Annotated in this window: 13 protein-coding genes; 5 read left to right on the plus strand and 8 right to left on the minus strand. The window is 71.1% G+C overall.

The features are described 5' to 3' along the window. Positions 1 to 26: 26 nt before the first annotated feature. Together FBY41_RS02870 and FBY41_RS02875 are read right to left on the minus strand one after the other, a co-directional pair. Positions 27 to 1,049 (minus strand): glycosyltransferase family 4 protein, encoded by a 1,023-nt coding sequence (locus FBY41_RS02870; RefSeq protein ID WP_141841897.1) that lies wholly within the window; start codon positions 1,047 to 1,049, stop codon positions 27 to 29. A 65-nt stretch (positions 1,050 to 1,114) separates the two neighbouring features. Beyond that, positions 1,115 to 3,427 carry an amylo-alpha-1,6-glucosidase gene (locus FBY41_RS02875; RefSeq protein ID WP_141841898.1) on the minus strand — a complete coding sequence of 771 codons (2,313 nt, stop codon included), beginning with the start codon at positions 3,425 to 3,427 and terminating at the stop codon, positions 1,115 to 1,117. A 252-nt stretch (positions 3,428 to 3,679) separates the two neighbouring features. Between FBY41_RS02875 and corA the strand changes: the two genes are divergently transcribed. From corA to FBY41_RS02895, 4 genes are read left to right on the plus strand one after another with little or no spacing between them, the layout of a single operon-like run. Then, positions 3,680 to 4,819 carry a magnesium/cobalt transporter CorA gene (gene corA, locus FBY41_RS02880; RefSeq protein ID WP_141841899.1) on the plus strand — a complete coding sequence of 380 codons (1,140 nt, stop codon included), beginning with the start codon at positions 3,680 to 3,682 and terminating at the stop codon, positions 4,817 to 4,819. Between the two features lie 16 nt (positions 4,820 to 4,835). Next, positions 4,836 to 5,681 (plus strand): DUF72 domain-containing protein, encoded by an 846-nt coding sequence (locus FBY41_RS02885; RefSeq protein ID WP_141841900.1) that lies wholly within the window; start codon positions 4,836 to 4,838, stop codon positions 5,679 to 5,681. 59 nt (positions 5,682 to 5,740) lie between these two features. Then, a complete protein-coding gene (gene pta / locus FBY41_RS02890) occupies positions 5,741 to 7,849 on the plus strand; it encodes a phosphate acetyltransferase (RefSeq protein ID WP_141841901.1) in 2,109 nt (702 codons plus the stop codon). After that, positions 7,846 to 9,018 carry an acetate kinase gene (locus FBY41_RS02895; protein ID WP_141841902.1) on the plus strand — a complete coding sequence of 391 codons (1,173 nt, stop codon included), beginning with the start codon at positions 7,846 to 7,848 and terminating at the stop codon, positions 9,016 to 9,018. Before pta ends, FBY41_RS02895 begins: the two co-directional genes overlap by 4 nt. An 86-nt stretch (positions 9,019 to 9,104) precedes the next feature. Here FBY41_RS02895 and FBY41_RS02900 read toward each other — a convergent pair whose 3' ends face one another. Beyond that, on the minus strand, positions 9,105 to 9,977 hold the full coding sequence (locus FBY41_RS02900; RefSeq protein ID WP_141841903.1) for an SDR family oxidoreductase: 873 nt from the start codon (positions 9,975 to 9,977) through the stop codon (positions 9,105 to 9,107). A 161-nt stretch (positions 9,978 to 10,138) separates the two neighbouring features. Between FBY41_RS02900 and FBY41_RS02905 the strand changes: the two genes are divergently transcribed. Then, positions 10,139 to 11,368, plus strand: coding sequence for an AI-2E family transporter (locus FBY41_RS02905; protein ID WP_260439525.1), 1,230 nt, complete (start codon positions 10,139 to 10,141; stop codon positions 11,366 to 11,368). A gap of 84 nt (positions 11,369 to 11,452) precedes the next feature. Here the strand turns inward: FBY41_RS02905 and FBY41_RS02910 are convergent, their stop codons facing one another. From FBY41_RS02910 to FBY41_RS02930, 5 genes are all read right to left on the minus strand, one after another. Next, positions 11,453 to 12,580, minus strand: a complete 1,128-nt coding sequence (locus FBY41_RS02910) for a hypothetical protein (RefSeq protein ID WP_141841904.1) — start codon at positions 12,578 to 12,580, stop codon at positions 11,453 to 11,455. A gap of 70 nt (positions 12,581 to 12,650) precedes the next feature. Further along, positions 12,651 to 13,283, minus strand: a complete 633-nt coding sequence (locus tag FBY41_RS02915; RefSeq protein WP_141841905.1) for a GNAT family N-acetyltransferase — start codon at positions 13,281 to 13,283, stop codon at positions 12,651 to 12,653. 16 nt (positions 13,284 to 13,299) lie between these two features. Continuing rightward, the gene (locus tag FBY41_RS02920; RefSeq protein WP_141841906.1) at positions 13,300 to 13,839 is read right to left on the minus strand and encodes a MogA/MoaB family molybdenum cofactor biosynthesis protein; all 540 of its coding nucleotides are present in this window, start codon (positions 13,837 to 13,839) and stop codon (positions 13,300 to 13,302) included. After that, complete coding sequence (gene moaC / locus FBY41_RS02925; protein ID WP_260439628.1) at positions 13,832 to 14,257, minus strand: cyclic pyranopterin monophosphate synthase MoaC; 426 nt, start codon at positions 14,255 to 14,257, stop codon at positions 13,832 to 13,834. The genes FBY41_RS02920 and moaC overlap by 8 nt, the downstream gene beginning before the upstream one ends. 145 nt (positions 14,258 to 14,402) lie before the next feature. Beyond that, on the minus strand, positions 14,403 to 17,048 hold the full coding sequence (locus tag FBY41_RS02930; RefSeq protein WP_141841908.1) for a UTP--glucose-1-phosphate uridylyltransferase: 2,646 nt from the start codon (positions 17,046 to 17,048) through the stop codon (positions 14,403 to 14,405). Between the last annotated feature and the right edge of the window lie 12 nt (positions 17,049 to 17,060).

The following is a 17,060-nucleotide window of genomic DNA, read 5'->3' on the forward strand; positions in this document are numbered from 1 at the left end:
GGACGACCGAGGAAGGGCTGACGGGGTCAGCGGCTGAGTGCCCGGTAGACGGCTTCGTACCCGTCGGCCATGACGTCGACACTGAACAGGCGCTCAACCCTCTCGCGGCAGGCACGGCGCGAGAGGCGGCTGACCGCGCCGGCGACCTCGGCCAGCTCCTCCTCCGAGTCCCGGACGAAGCCGGTGACGCCGTCCTCGACCACCTCGGGCACCGATCCCCTGCGCAGTGCCAGGACGGGCGTGCCGCAGGCCATCGCCTCCGTCATCGCCAGGCCGAAGGGCTCCGGCCAGTCGACCGGGAAGAGAAGGGCGTGGGCCGAGCCGAGTAGTTCGTTCTTCTCCTCGTCGCCGAGCTCGCCGAGGTACTCGACGTCCCGGCCGTCGATGAGCGGCCTGATCACCGACTCGTGGTAGTCGACGTCAGCGGGGTCCACCTTTGCGCCGATCCGGAGGGGCACACCGGTGAGACGGGCGATGCGAATCGCACCCTCGATGTTCTTCTCGGGGCAGATCCTGCCGACGAAGGCGAAGTACTCCCCACCGGTCTCGTTGAAGGTGAAGCGCGCCAAGTCGGTCCCGTTGTAGACGGTGGCGGCCCAGTTCGACCCCGGGAGGGGTTGTCGCTGGCTGTCGCTGATCGAGACGACCTCGGCCTCGCTGTACCGTCCGAAGATGGCCGCGAGCCCGGGGAGGTCCAGCCGGCCGTGGAGCGTCGTCACCACCGGCGTCCTGACGAGGCGAGCGAAGGGGAAGGCGAAGTAGTCGACGTGGCTGTGGATGACATCGAATGCCTCGGCCTCGTCGAAGACCATGCCCAGCTCCAGCATGAGATAGAGGTGGGGATCCACCTCCTCCGATCCCAGCCGCAACGCCTCGGCGATCACCGGCACGAGGCGCGCTCCGGTCCGCGAGTCTCCGCTGGCGAAGAGCGTCACCTCGTGGCCGCGAGACACCAGGACCTCGGTCAGCAGCGAGACCACGCGCTCCGTCCCGCCGTACATCTCCGGTGGCACTGGCTCCGTCAGGGGGGCGATCTGGGCGATCCTCATGGGTTCACTGACTCCATCCAGGCGGCTGCCTTGAGTCTGGTCCCCGAGACGTGCGCGATACAGGTTCAGTACTCGATCATCACCTGGAGGTCTCGTGCCTTGGAGGTGACGACAGCGAGACTCAGGTCCCCCGAGCGCTCGAACCGCAGGTCGGCCTGGCTCGCACCGACCTTCAGCTTCTTGATCTCTACCCAGTCGAGCCATCCGGGCAACCGCGGTCGGATGACGTGCAGCGTGCCCGCGAAGGCGTCGGGGACGATCCCGAGGACGGCTGTGAGGAGATAGGGCAGGCTGCCGGACGCCCACGCCTGGGGATTGCAGGCGACGGGATACCGCACGGGTCGGCCGTAGCTCGCTCGGTCAAAGCCGGCAAACAGCTCGGGCAGGCGGTAGAGATCGAACCTGGTGGCCGCTTCGTAGAGGCCGGTGAGGATCTCGAGCGCATCGTCGTCGAAGCCGTAGGAACGCAGACCCACAGCGACCATCGCGCTGTCGTGGGGCCAGACCGCCCCCGTCTGGTAGTCGAACGGGTTGTACGCCGCAGCCTCCTGCGACAGCGTTCGCACTCCCCAGCCGGCGTTCAGCCGTCTCGGGTCCATGACGCTGTCGCGCACTGCGGCCCCATGCGACGCGGCGACGATACCGCCCCACAGGGCCTGCCCCTGGTTGGACGCGTCGACCTCGGCGACGCGCCTCGCCCCGGGAGGGCCGTGGACGGCCAGGGCATAGTTGCCCAGGTCCGGCCTCCAGAACGACTCTTCGAACGTCTCCCTCAGCTGCTCGGCTCGCCCTTCCAGACGCGTCGCCCTGTCCTCGTCCCCCGCCACGCGACAGACGTTGGCCATCGCTCGGAACGCCCGGAAGGCATACCCCTGCATCTCGGCCAGCGCGATCGGTGATCTGGCCAGTGAGCCGTCAGCGTCGACGATGGCGTTGTAGGAGTCCTTCCACCCCTGGTTCACCAGACCGTCACTGGCTCGGCACGCGTACTCGAAGAGGCCGCCCGCATCCGGGTCGGCCTGCCGTTCCAGCCAGTCCAGGGCGGCGTCCACGTGCGGCCGCAGCGCCGTGAAGCACTCGAGGTCGCCGGTCCACTGGAGGTACTCCCCCAACAGCACGAGGAACAGCGGCGTCGCGTCGACCGAGCCGTAGTACGGCGTGAAGGGCACCTCACCGAGCCGAGCTCGCTCCCCCACTCTCAGCTCGTGCAGGATCTTGCCGGGCTCCTCGTCCCGGGCCGGGTTTCGCTCCCGGCCCTGGTAGCGGGCCAGCAGGTCGAGCGTCGCCCGACCGACCTCTGGCGCAAAGGCGAGCGTCTCCAATGCGGTGATGATCGAGTCGCGCCCGAAGAGTGCGACGTACCACGGGACTCCGGCCGCATAGAAGCGGTCGTCACCGTGCCGTGTCTCGAGCATCGCCAGATCGACGAAGGACCGTCTCATGACTCGGTTGAACAGCTCGTTGCTCGTCCTCATCCGCACCTCGCTCCGCGGCAGCCCGAGATGCTCCGAGTCCTCGACCGAGACGTTCTCGCCTGCGTTCGGCGAGACCTCGAGGCCGTCCTGTCCGTCACCCATGGGTTGGTCGGTCAGCCGGTAGACCGTGTCGACCGTCCGGGGCGCAGCGCCCGGAGGAAGGTCGAGGTGGAACGTTGCGCAGTTTCCACTGAGATGAGTGGGAGGCGGGTCGAAGGTGATCTCGGTGGTCCGACGATGATGATCTGCCCCGCTGTAGCTGAGACGGACGCTTCCCCCCTCGACGTGCGGTTCTTCCACGCGACCGCGGGCTCCCGGCGCCATGCCCCTCACGGTGAAGATGTCATCGAAGTCGGAGCCGTAACCCAACGTCACCGTGATCTGGAGTGGCCTTCGGGAGAAGTTGCGAAAGGTCAGCACCTCGCGAACCTGCCCGTCGAGCGAGGTGTCCACGTGCAGTCCGATGGTCTCCTTGTGGACGATCCCGCGGCCGCCATCGACCGGAAGCTCCGGATTGGTCAGCTCGCGGGTGCACCGGTCGCCGAGGTCGGCAGACTCGAAGAGGAGCGTCATCGGTCGACCGTTGACGTGCATCCGCTTCTCGTCGAGGTAGCGCGTGTCGTGGAAGTAGATCCCGAGCCCGTGGTGACCGGTGCGCGCCGACTGTGCGGGCACGTCACCTGTCGTCTGAGTGACCATGAAGAGCGCCCCCGACTTCAGGGTCGTCGTGGCGCCCAGATCTGGGGTGTGCGTGCCCAACGGGTCCGGATCAGACGTCGACCCAACCGGTGCGGGCTGGCCAGCAGAGACATCTCGTTCGGCGGGGCTTTCGGTGGACATGTTTCCAGCCTGCGCCTGTTCGTCGACTCCCACCACCCAACCAGAGCCGTCGGCCAGGGGCATGCGTCAGGTGAACACCGAGCTGCACGAGGCGATGGACCACCCCCAGCCAGCGCGTCTACACTCCCCGAGGCGACGGCATACGGGCTCGTCGTGCGACGGATGGACGAGCAGCGGCAGGAGGTGGGCCCCATGTGCGGCGAGCCTCCTAGTCATACGCCCGACGAGAGCTGACCGCTCGAGACTCCCCGTGGGGGCTCGCGGCGATTCTCGTCGTGATGACCGCGTGCCCCTTCGTCCCTCCAGGGAGTCGTCATGTCCGAGCGTCCCCGCAACCCGATCCGCACCCTCGCCGGCCGCGTGCGACGACCGGTGCCCACCAGCCCGACTCACCCGCCTGTCACCGCCGTCGTGCCTCGGCGCGGCCGCGACGGCGCCAGCATGGTCGACAGCGCGATCTATGTCGCCGGGCGACGGTCCGCCTCGCCGGCCACCCTCTCCGAGACCTTCCGGGGGCTGCGCGAGGAGACCGGCGCCGTCGGCTGGATCGGCCTCTACCGTCCGACGCAGGACGAGCTCGCCGCTCTCGCAGCGGAATTCGACCTCCACGAGCTCGCCGTCGAGGACGCCATCGTCGCTCACCAGCGACCCAAGCTCGAGCGCTACGGCGACACCCTCTTCGTCGTCCTGCGGGCCGCGCGCTACCTCGACGAGTCCGAGGAGGTCGAGTTCGGCGAGGTCCACCTCTTCGTCGGCAGCGACTTCGTCATCACCGTGCGCCACAGCGAGGCGCCCGACCTCTCCGCCGTGCGCCGCCGCCTCGAGAGCGACCCGGAGCTGCTCGCCCTCGGTCCCGAGGCGGTGCTCTACGCCATCCTCGACCGTGTCGTCGACGGCTACGTGCCCGTCGTCCGCGGCCTGCACAACGACATCGACGAGATCGAGACCGAGGTCTTCCGCGGCGACCCCGCCGTGTCGCGCCGCATCTACGAGCTGAGCCGCGAGGTCATCGAGTTCGAGCGCGCCGTGCGTCCGCTCGCGACCGTCATCCAGTCGCTGTCGGCGGGCTTCGAGAAGTACGGCACCGACGAGGAGCTGCGCCGCTACCTGCGCGACGTCGAGGACCACCTCACCCAGGTGCGCGAGCAGGTCGAGGGCTTCCGCCACCTGCTCCGCGACATCCTCACCGTCAACGCCACGCTCGTCGCCCAGAAGCAGAACGAGGAGATGAAGACCCTCACCGAGGCGAGCATGGACCAGAACGAGGAGGTCAAGAAGATCTCGGCGTGGGCCGCCATCCTCTTCGCCCCGACCCTCATCGGCACCGTCTACGGGATGAACTTCGACGCGATGCCCGAGCTGCACTGGCAGTTCGGCTATCCCTTCGCGATCGGGCTCATGGGTCTCGTCAGCGTCACGCTCTACGGCATCTTCAAGAAGCGCCGCTGGATCTGAGCCCTACGGTGGGGTGATGGCACGAGCACTCGTCGGCGTCTCGGGCTGGCGCTACCCGCGCTGGCGGGGCGACTTCTACCCCAAGGGCCTCCCCCAGCGGCTCGAGCTGACGTATGCCGCCGAGCGCATGACCTCGATCGAGGTCAACGGCTCCTTCTACTCCCTCCAGCGCCCGAGCTCGTATGCCGCGTGGCGCGCTGCCGTGCCATCCGACGTCGTCCTCGCCGTCAAGGGCGGTCGCTTCATCACCCACATGAAGTCGCTGCGCGACGTGGACACGCCGCTCGCGAACTTCTTCGCGAGCGGGGTGCTGGCCCTCGGGCCCCAGCTCGGTCCGGTGCTGTGGCAGCTGCCCGAGCGGCTCGGCTTCGACGCCGACCGGCTCGCCGCGTTCTTCGACCTGCTCCCCCGCTCGACCGGCGCCGCTGCCGAGCTCGCCGCCCGCCACGACGACAAGCTCGCCGAGGACCGCACCCTCACGACGTGCGAGGTCGACGCGCCCCTGCGCCACGCGCTCGAGCCGCGGCACCCGAGCTTCGACACCGACGAGGCCCGCGCTCTCTGCGCCGAGCACGACATCGCGATCGTCGTCGCCGACAGCGCCGGTCGCTGGCCCACGATGCACGACGCGACGAGCGACTTCCGCTACGTGCGACTGCACGGCGAGACCGAGCTCTACGCCAGCGGCTACACCGACGAGTCGCTCGACCGCTGGGCCTCGACCTGCCGCGAGTGGCTCGCCGAGGGGCACGACGTCCACGTCTACTTCGACAACGACGCCCGCGGGCACGCCCCCTGGGACGCCGTGCGGCTCCTCGACCGGCTCGGGGCCAGTCCGCCGCGCGACCCCGGCCCCGGCTGACGACACCGCACACCGGACGCCTCCTGACGCGCGGCGACACCGACCGCTAGGTTCGTCGTGTGAGCCGCAGTGTCTACGTCGCGTCACCCGAGGGACTCACCGGCAAGTCGGCCGTGGCCCTCGGCCTGCTCGATGCTCTCATCCGCGAGGTCGGGTCGGTCGGGGTCTTCCGGCCGCTGACGACGCTCGGCGGCACCGGACCCGACGACGAGGTCGACCACATCGTCGAGATGCTCGTCGCCCAGCCCGGCACCGACCAGACCTACGAGGAGGCGCTCGGCGTCACGTACGCGCAGGCGCACGTCGACCCCGACGAGGCGCTCCACCTCATCGTCGAGCGCTACAGCCGGCTCGCGAGCCGTTTCGAGGTCATGGTGGTGCTCGGGTCGGACTACACCGACGTCTCGACCGGCACCGAGCTGTCCTTCAACGCCCGCGTCGCCGGCAACCTCGGCTCGCCCGTCGTGCTCGTCGTGCACGGCCGCGACCGCACGCCCGAGCAGGTGCGCGTCGCCGCCGACAGCGCCCTGACCGAGCTCAGGGCCAACCACGCCCTCACCGTCGCCGTCATCGCCAACCGCGTCGAAGCCGACCAGCTCGAGGCGACGAGCGACGCGCTGGCCGGCCTCTCGCTGCCCGTGACCGCGGCGATCCCCGAGAACGCCCTGCTCGCCGCCCCGAGCTTCCGCTCGCTCACCGAGGCCGTCGGCGCGCGCCTCGTGCTCGGCTCGGAGTCGTGGATGGACCGCGACAGCCTCGGCCTCGTCGTCGCCGCGATGAGCCTGCCCAACGTCCTCTCGCGCCTCAGCACCGACGTCACGGTGATCGCCCCGAGCGACCGCAGCGACCTCATGCCGGGCCTCATGCTCGCCCACCAGTCGGGGACCTTCCCGACCCTTGCCGGCGTCATCCTCACGGGCGGCTACGAGATGCCCGAGACGATCGCACGGCTCACGTCCGGCGTGCAGCAGGACCTGCCGATCGCCCTCACCGACATGGACACGATGCACACGGCGCAGGCCGCGATGCAGGTGCGCGGCCCGATGATGGCGAGCTCGCGCAACAAGATTGAGACCGCCCGGCGGCTCTTCTCGGAGCGCATCGACCAGTCCGCCCTTCTGCGCGCCATCGACGTCTCGTCGTCCGAGGTGCGCACCCCGCTGATGTTCGAGTTCCAGCTCATGGAGCGCGCCCGCTCCGACCGCCGCCACATCGTGCTGCCCGAGAGCCAGGACGACCGCATCCTCGAGGCCGCCGACATCCTGCTGCGGCGCGGCGTCGCCGACCTCACCCTGCTCGGCGACGAGAACGCCGTGCGCCGTCGCGGGTCGGCCCTCGGCCTCGACCTCGACGACGCGCGCATCGTCTCCCCCACGGACCCCGAGCTCGTCGAGCGCTTCGCGCAGGTGTATGCCGAGTGCCGGGCTCACAAGGGCATGACCCTCGAGCGCGCCCGTGAGGTCATCACCGACATCTCCTACTTCGGCACGATGATGGTGCACCTCGGTCTCGCCGACGGGATGGTGAGCGGCGCCGTCAACACGACCGCCCACACGATCCGCCCGGCGCTCGAGTTCATCAAGACCGCCGACGGCGTGCGGACCGTCTCGAGCGTCTTCCTCATGTGCCTCGCCGACCGGGTGCTCGTCTACGGCGACTGTGCCGTCATCCCCGACCCGACGACCGAGCAGCTCGCCGACATCGCCATCTCCTCGGCCCAGACCGCGGCCCAGTTCGGCATCGACCCGCGCGTCGCCATGCTCTCCTACTCGACGGGGTCGAGCGGGTCGGGCGCCGACGTCGAGAAGGTCCGCGCCGCGACGCAGCTCGTGACCGAGCGCGCTCCGGACCTGCGGCTCGTGGGTCCGATCCAGTACGACGCCGCCATCGACCCCGTCGTCGGTCGCGCCAAGATGCCGGACTCCGACGTCGCCGGCCGGGCCACCGTCTTCGTCTTCCCCGACCTCAACACGGGCAACAACACCTACAAGGCCGTGCAGCGCAGCGCCCACGCCGTCGCCATCGGACCGGTGCTCCAGGGTCTGCGCAAGCCGGTCAACGACCTCTCGCGCGGGGCCCTCGTCGACGACATCGTCAACACCGTGGCGATCACCGCTGTGCAGGCACAGAGCCTCTCCTCCTCCGGCAAGCAGGGAGCAACCGGGTGAACGACCGCCTCGACCAGACCGCTCGACCCGTGCTCGTGCTCAATGCCGGGTCGTCGTCGCTGAAGTACCAGCTGCTCGTGCCCGAGTCGGGTGAGGTGAGCGCGAGTGGCGTCATCGAGCGCATCGGCGAGCCCGGCAGCGATGTCGCCGACCACGCAGCAGCGCTACGCACCATGAGAGCCACGCTCGCCGCCGACGGGGTCGACCTCGACGCGGTGCCGCTGCGGGCGGTCGGGCACCGGGTCGTCCACGGCGGTCCGGACTTCTCCGAGCCGGTGCTCATCGACGACGCCGTCGTCGCTCGCATCGAGTCCTTGAGTCCCCTTGCGCCACTGCACAATCCGGCGGCTGTGACCGGCATCGAGGCCGCACGAGCCCACTTCGCGGTGCCCCACGTCGCCGTCTTCGACACCGCCTTCTTCTCGACCCTGCCGCCCGAGGCCTCGACGTATGCGTTGCCCCGTGACCTCGCGGAGCAGCACTCGATCCGCCGCTACGGCTTCCACGGCACGTCGCACCGCTTCGTGTCGCAGGCGACGGCCGAGCTGCTCGGCCGCCCCGTCGAGGAGCTCAACCAGATCGTGCTCCACCTCGGCAACGGCTGCTCGGCCTCGGCGATCCGCGGTGGCGTGGCGATCGAGACCTCGATGGGGCTCACCCCGCTCCAGGGACTCGTCATGGGCACCCGCTCGGGTGACGTCGATCCCGGGTTGCACGCCTTCCTCGCGCGGCAGGTGGGCCTGTCGATCGACGAGATCGACACCGTGCTCAACAAGAAGTCGGGCCTGCTCGGCCTCAGCGGTGTCAACGACTTCCGTGAGCTCGCCCAGCGGGTCGACGCCGGCGACGAGGGGGCACGTCTGGCGTTCGACATCTTCGTCCACCGGCTCACGCACTACGTCGGCGCCTACCTCGCCCACCTCGGACGGGTCGACGCGATCGTCTTCACCGCCGGCGTCGGCCAGAACAGCGCCCGGGTGCGCGCCGCGCTCGCCGAGGGTCTCGAGGGCCTCGGCATCTCCGTCGACCCCGATCGCAACGAAGCCGGCGGTGGCTGCTTCTCGCACGCCGCCGTCATCTCGCCCGACGGCAGCCCGGTCGTCGTCGCGGTCGTACCGACGAACGAGGAGCTCGCGATCGCCCGGCAGACCGCCGACCTCGTGCGCTGACCCGCGATTCGAGGTGATCGCCGCACCCACGCCACCTCCGGCATCACCTTGAATCAGGGTGTGGTGACGGGAGGGGCCAAGGAGGTTCAGGGCTGGCTGTGCTTCGACTGCAGGTGCTCGCGCAGCGACATCGGCCGCCGCCCGGTGAGGCGCTCGACGTCGTCGCTCACCCCGTCGAGCTCGCCCGCGCGCACCGCCGTGTAGGTCGACACCCAGGCGTCCACCTGCCAGTCCGGGGCCCCGTATGCCGCGCGAGACGCATACGCCTCCTCGACCGTCTCGTCGTGGAAGCTGACGTCACGACCGGTCACCTCACGGATGACCGCAGCCATGTCGGCGAAGGACAGCGCCTCGGGACCGGTGAGGTCATAGGTGCGCCCGACGTGCGCGGCCGGGTCGCGCAGCACCGCCACGGCGGCGCGGGCGATGTCGTCGTGCGAGACCACCGCGGCTCGTCCGTCGCCCGCCGGCCCCCGGATGACGCCGTCCTGCCCGACCAGCGCGTCCACGAACTCGAGGTAGAGGTTGTCGCGCAGGAAGGTCCAGGCCATGCCGGACGCCTTGAGGTGCTCCTCCGTCGCCCAGTGGTCACGCGCGAGAGTGAAGGTGGCCGAGGGCGCGGCTCCGAAGAACGAGACGTAGACGACGTGGGCCACCCCGGCCGCGGCGGCCGCGTCGACGAAGGTGAGGTGCTCCTGCAGCCGGTCCTCCTGCTCGGCCGCCGACACCATGAAGAGCGTGCGCACCCCGGCGAGCGCCCGCTCGGCAGCCGCCCGGTCGCCGTAGGTGCACTCGCGCACGGCCGCTCGCTGAAGGCCCGGCGCCCGGGACGCGTCGCGCACGAGCAGCCGTTGCGCCACGCCGCGATTTGCGAGGTCGCCGGCGACGAGCCCGCCGAGCCAGCCCGTCGAGCCGGTGACGGCGAGATCGGGGCCGAGGTCTTCGCGCGTGCGCTCCATCCTCCGACCCTACGCAGCCGCGCCCGTCACGTCACCGGCCCAGCACATCACCGGCCAGCCCGTCACCGGCCCGGAGCGTCTCAGGGCGCCGACAGCGCCAACACGTCGACAGAGCCGAGCCATGCGACACAGACCCCACCGGGCAGCATACGGTGGGCCTCGTGACCGACAACACCACCGACACCGTGGCTGACGACAACAGCCGAGACGTGCCCGACGCCGAAGCCTCGGCGCCCGGCCACACGTCGCACTACGTGCCCGCCCCCGCTCCCGACGTGGAGCGTCCGGCGACGGGGATCGGGGCCGTCCCGAACGGCGTCAAGGCGGCCAGCGAGTGGTCCTGGCGCCTCCTGCTCATCGCCGCAGGCCTCTTCGGCCTCGGCCTGCTCGTGCGCTCGGTGTCCGAGGTCATCGTGCCCCTCGCCATCGCCATGCTGCTCACGGCGCTACTCCGACCCGTCGCGCTGCGGCTGCGCTCCGTCATGCCGGCCGGCGCCGCGGCGGGCCTCACCGTGCTCGGCACGATCCTCGTCGTCTCTGCGCTCCTGACGCTCGTCGGCAGCCAGTTCACGAAGGGGTTCTCGGACCTCACGACCCAGGTCGCCGACGGCCTGGCCCAGATCCGCGACTGGGTGCGCACGACGTTCAAGATCAGCGACGCCCAGTTCGACGGCTACTGGGACACGATCCGCGAGAAGGTCAGCAACTCGGGCAACCTCGGCGACACCGCCACCGCCTTCGGCCTCACGGCGACCCACTTCGTCGCGGGCCTGTTCATCTCGCTCTTCGCGCTCTTCTTCTTCCTCTACGAGGGCCCGCGCATCTGGGCGTGGGTCGTGCGCCTCTTCCCCCGCACCGCGCGTGACCGCGTCGACTCGTCCGCGGTGATCGCCTGGGACCAGCTCTCGGCCTTCGTGCGCGCGACGATGATCGTCGCCTTCGTCGACGCCGTCGGCATCGGTGTCGGTGCGGCGATCCTGGGCGTGCCCTTCGCCTTCGCCATCGGCATCCTCGTCTTCCTGCTCGCCTTCATCCCGATCGTCGGTGCGCTGCTGTCCGGCTTCGTCGCGGTCGTGCTGGCTCTCGTCTCGCACGGCCTCGGCGTCGCGCTCATCATGCTGGCCATCGTGATCGGCGTGCAGCAGCTCGAGTCGCACGTGCTCCAGCCGTTCCTGCTCGGCAAGGCCGTGAGCGTGCACCCGCTCGCCGTCATCCTCGCCATCGCCATCGGCTCCATCACCGCCGGCATCGTCGGCGCCCTCGTGGCCGTCCCCTTCGCCGCCGTCATCAACGCCGTCGGCAAGCACCTGTTGATCGGTGAGTCCCGCGAAGAGCTCGAGCACGAGCTCGAGGAACGGGCCCATGAAGGCGGGTCGCCGGCCACTGCCTGAGGCTGCGACCCGTGTGGCCGACGCCCCGGGACGACGAAACGCCCCGACGCCGTGTGGCGTCGGGGCGTTTCGTCGTGCAGGGGTCTAGCCGGAGACGGCGCGCCGGGCGAAGAGCGCCCGGTCGTCGAGCTCCTCCGCCTCGTCGGCGAACTCCGGGGTGTCGAAGACGTCTGCCGGGATGCCGTCGTCGGTGTAGCGCGGCTCCGCCTTGGCCTTGAGCGCGTAGGTCGGCACCGGCACCGGCACGGGGCTCCAGCTGCCGGGCACCTCCTCCGCGGCCGCAGGCGCCGCTGCCGGCTGCACGTGCACGCCACCCGTCTGGGCCGCCTGCACGTCGAAGACGCCGTCGTATGCCGTCGCCGCGGCAGCCGCTGCCACCGCGGGCTCCTGCACGGGGCCGGCGTGGGCGACCTGCTGCGGGCGGCCCTGCTGGTGACGCGCCCGATCAGCGGCCCGGCGGGCCTCCTCGATGGCGCGGTGGCTGATGACCTGGGTGGCCTCGCTCGACAGGACCGGTGCCGGGGCGCCGCCGGGGCGCCGCCGGTCGGAGCCGCGGTCGGCCCGCTGGTCGGCACGGTGGTCGGCCCGGTGCGCGCGGTCGGCCTGGGCCTCGGTGCGCAGCCAGTAGAGCACCGCGACGAGGGTGACGAAGGCGAAGGGCACCGAGACCCAGAGCAGGACTCCGGTGATGGCGAGCACGATGGACACCGGCAGCCAGAGCAGCGCGAGCAGCAGCAGCGCGGCCCGCAGCCGGCGCTGGGCCATCGAGACCCGGTGCGGCCGGCTCGGGCGCCCCTGGTGGGCTCGGTCTCGACGTGATGGGCTGTGGGACACGGGCATTCGATCCACCTCACCGCGGTGTGCGTCGGACGGATGCTGCTGGTCGATCTCGCGCCGGTCGTCGAGGCGATCGCTCGCTCGCCGGGCGACGAGGGGCGAGCTGGGCCGCGCGGCACCCGCGGGCACTGCGCGCTTGACGTCGACGGTGGCGCGGGAAGCGGCAGCGGGCTTGACGGCATACGAGTTGGGGCGGGGTGCGCGCAGCTCGGTCTGCGGGAGCAGCGGGCGCTTCTCGAGCACGCGCATCGCCTTGGAGAAGCCCTCGACGGAGCGGGTGGCGGCGGCGTCCTCACGGCGACGGACCCAGTGCTGCAACAGGTAGGCAGCCCAGATCGCGACGATCACCACGAAGATCAGGCTCCCCACTTGCACGAACCCCACGGTAGGCCGGGGGCGCTGGCGCACCATGCATATCGGGTGCGTGTCGCGCAAGAGGCTGGTGTTACGGCTGTGACAGACGAGCCATGAGGCTCGAGCCACCGAGGTCTTCCGTCGTGACGGCGAACGAGCGGTGGTCGCGCCACGCGCCGTCGATGTGCAGGTAGCGCTCGCGGATGCCCTCGTCGCGCAGGCCGAGACGGCGGGCGACGCCGAGCGAGGCGACATTGTCGAGCCGGATGTTGACCTCGATGCGGTGCAGCCCCGCGGGCCCGAGCGCGTGGTCGACGGCGAGCGCGAGCGCGCGGCTCGCGATGCCGCGCCGGGTCACCGCGTGCGAGACCCAGTAGCCGGCGGCGCCCGAGAGCTGGGCCGCCCTGATGATGCCGAAGATGTGCACCTGCCCGACGATGCGTCCCTCGACCTCGATGGCCCACGGCATGGCGCGGTCGGCCCGCGCCTCCGTGTCGAGGTCGCGCACGAACTGGCGGAACGACACGGGCGTGCGGGGCTCGGCGCCCGGCGGCAGCGTCGGCTCCCAGGGCTGCACGTGGTGGGCGTTGTCGCGGCGCACCTGCTGCCACTCCGCCTCGTCGGAGGCCCGGAGCGGGCGCAGCACGATGGCCGGCTCCGCCGAGGCGTCGCGCAGCACGACGGGCCACCGAGCCTGCCCGTCGCGGTGCGGCCGCCACGGCATCCTCACGCGGCCGCGCTCACGGGTTGTGGCTGCGGTGGTCGCTGCCGGGGATCTGCGCGAGCGCGTGGCCGAGCACCGGCTCGAGCACGTCGAGAGCGTCCGCCACGCCGCCGCGTGAGCCAGGCAGGTTGACGAGGAAGGTGCGGCCCGCGACCCCCGCGAGACCGCGCGAGAGCATGGCCGTCGGCACACCCTTGGCGACCCCCGCCGCCCGGATCGCCTCGGCGACGCCCGGCACGAGCCGGTCGAGCAGCGGCAGCGTCTGCTCCGGGGTGGCATCGGTCGGGGTCAGCCCCGTGCCGCCCGTCGTCAGCACGAGGTCCGGCTCGCTCGCGAGCGCGTCACGCAGTGCGAGCCCGAGCTCGTCGCCGTCGGGGACGACGACCGGGTGACCGACCGAGAAGCCCCACGAGACCAGCCGGTCGACGATGACGGGACCGGACCGGTCGGCATACGTGCCGTCGGCGGCCCGGGTCGACGCGGTCACGACGACGGCCCGCCGACCGGCTCCGAAGCCGGGGGCGGTCTCGTGGCCGGGGACGGGCGGCCTACTCATGCCAGTCCCCCGAGCGGCCACCCGACTTCGCGGTGACCCGGACGTCGGTGATCCGACCGTGCTTGTCCACCGCCTTGACCATGTCGATGAGGGCGAGGGCGGCGACGCTCACCGCCGTCAGCGCCTCCATCTCGATGCCGGTGCGGTCGGCGGTGCGCACGGTCGCGGTGATCTCCACCCCCTCGTCGACGACGAGCAGGTCGAGTGCCACGCCGTGCACGGCGATCGGGTGGGCGAGCGGGATGAGGTCGGGGGTGCGCTTCACGGCCTGGATGCCCGCGACCCGGGCGACCGCGAGCGCGTCGCCCTTGGGCAGGTCGCCCCCACGCAGGGCCGCGACGGCGCGCGGGCTGAGCAGCACCCGGCCCGCAGCGCTGGCCTCGCGGGCCGTGACGACCTTGGCGGACACGTCGACCATGTGCGCGCTGCCGTCGGCGCGCACATGCGTCAGCCGTGGGGTGTCGGGCGTCTCGGCGCCGGGGCTCTCGACGGCGGAGCCGGCGCCAGCGGTGGAGTCGGTGCCGGCGGTGGAGTCGGCGCCGGGGCCTTCGACCTCGCCCATCTCAGGCCTCGCCGTCGAGGAGGATGACGTCGACGTGCTCGCCGGCGACGAGCTCGGTGATGTCCTCGGGCACGACGAAGAGTCCGTTCGCCCGCGACAGGTCGGCGAGGAAGTGCGAGCCCTGGCCGGCCACCGGCGAGGCGAGCAGCTCGCCCTCGGGCGAACGCGACACGACGGCGCGGCCGAACTGCCGCCGCCCCTCGGGTGAGCGCACCCCGGCGGTGATGCTCGCGGCGCGCAGCCGGCGCTTCTCGGGCTTGAGCCGCATGAGGCGACGCAACGCCGGGCGCACGAAGACCTCGAAGGAGACGAAGGACGACACCGGGTTGCCCGGCAGCGCGAAGAGCGGCACGAGCCTCCCCTCCGGCCCGGTGAGGTGGCCGAAGCCCTGCGGCTTGCCGGGCTGCATCGCGACCTTGACGAAGTCGATGCCCTCGCGGCGCAGCGCGCTCTTGACGACGTCGTAGGCGCCCATCGAGACGCCGCCGCTCGTGATGATGACGTCGGCCACCCCGACGACCTCGTCGAGCACCTCGAGCAGCTCCTCGTCGGTGTCGCCGACAGCCGTGCGGATCTCGGCCGAGGCACCGGCGGCCACCGCGGCCGCCCAGAGCATCGAGGAGTTGGAGTCGTGGATCTGGGCCGGGCCGAGCGGATCGCCCGGGGCGACGAGCTCGTCACCCGTCGACAGCACGACGACGTGGGGACGGCGGTGCACCTCGACGGTGGCGTGACCGCACGCCGCAAGCAGGGCGATCGTGCGCGGACCGACGATCTCGCCGGCCGACACGACGACCGCGCCGGCGGCGACGTCCTCGCCGCGTGGGCGCACGAAGCGTCCGCGTCGCACCGCGGCGCGGCACTCGACCTCGCCCTCGGCGGCCCCGTCGGTGTCCTCGACGGCGATGACGGAGTCGGCACCCTCGGGCAGCTTGGCCCCGGTCATGATGCGGGCTGCCTCGCCCGGGTCGACCCGGAAGCCCGGGTCGTCACCGGCCGCGACCTCACCGACGATGCGCAACCGCACCGGCTCGGTGCCGGCACCCTCGAGCGACTCGGCGACGACGGCATACCCGTCCATCGAGGAGTTGTCGAAGCCCGGCAGGTTCACCTTCGCCCGCACGTCGCGCGCGACGACGAGCCCGAGGCTCTCGGTGAGCGGGATCGGCGCCGTCGGGGCCGGCTCGAGCGAGGCGAGGATCGCCCGCAGGTGCTCGTCGACGGTGCGCACGTCGGACGGGGTCGGGCGGGCCGGGGGCTGCTCCGGTTGGACCGGCTCGCCGAGCACCGCGTGGTCGCGCACCCGGTGGTAGCCGTCGATGAGCACCTCGCCGACGAGCGTGACGTCACGACCGAAGACGGGGTCGCCGATGACCCGCAGGCTCGTGCAGTCGCGCATCGAGGGCACGCCCTGCGGGAAGCGCTGCTCGAAGCCCGACACGAAGCGGTAGGCGGAGTCGAGGTCGACGTAGGGCTCGGGGCGGTCGCTCGAGGCGACGACGTGGTAGCTCTCGTCGAGGGAGAAGAAGTCGGAGCGCAGGACGAGCAGGTCGTTCGTCGTCTTCACCGGGCGGAAGCGGGTGCGCGGCACGAGGATCGCCTCGGAGCCCTCGAAGACCTCGATGGCCGTGCCCATGGCCGACTCCATCTGGATGACCTCGGGCGAGGAGGGGTCGGCGGGGTCGACGGTCTTGTGGTTGACGATGATCGGCAGCCCGAGCACACCCTCGCGGGCCGTCATGCGCTCGCGCAGGACCTCGAGGTTGATCCAGACGTTGTTGGCGTTGAAGGTGCTGTGGCGGCGGATGTCGCGGAAGAAGCGCTCCTCGCCGTCCTCGACCATCGCCGTGTCGCGCAGCACGATCCGCCCGTCCGACTTGCGCACGGCGAGGTGGCCACCCTTGCGGTCGCTCTTGGTGCGGCGGCAGACCTCGGCGACGAAGGGCACGTCGTGCTCGACCATCCAGGCCGCGACGTCCGGGTCGCACGTGGCGCCGAGGTTGTCGGAGTTGGAGAGGAAGGCGAAGCGAATACCCTTCTCCAGCAAAGAGTCCAGCACGCCCGAGGTGACGAGCGAGACGTAGACGTCACCGTGGCCGGGTGGGCACCACTCGAGCTCGGGGTCCTGCGGCCACTTCACCGGCACGAGGTCGCCCGGGGTGAGCTTGGGCTCGGCGTTCTGGATGAAGTCGAGCGGCAGCCCGTCGACGGCGAGCGAGTCGTACTTCGCGAGGATCTTCAGCGACTCCTCCGACGTGCGGAAGGAGTTCATGAGCACGAGCGGCAGCTCGACGCCCCAGCGCTCACGCAGCGCCAGCACCTGCAGCGCGATGATGTCGAGGAAGGTGAGGCCGTCGCGCACCTCGAGGGCCGACTTGGCGCCGGTCATGCCCATGCCCGTGCCGAGTCCGCCGTTGAGCTTGATGACCGCCGTCTGCGACAGCGCGCGCCGGGCCTCCTCGTCGGTGACCTGCACCTCGCCGAGGGCCTGGATCTCGCCGAGGGGCTCGATGCTGTCCTCGGGGATGGTGCCCTGCGCGCCCGCCTCGAGCTGCTCGTAGTAGTACTCGAACACCTTGATCGCCTCGGGCCCGAGGCCGCGCCGGCGCATCAGGTCCACGGATTCGCGCAGCCCCTGGTCACTCATGGCCATCACCCT

This window comes from Humibacillus xanthopallidus, from assembly GCF_006716675.1.
In the GTDB taxonomy this organism is placed as follows: Bacteria; Actinomycetota; Actinomycetes; order Actinomycetales; family Dermatophilaceae; genus Humibacillus; species Humibacillus xanthopallidus_B.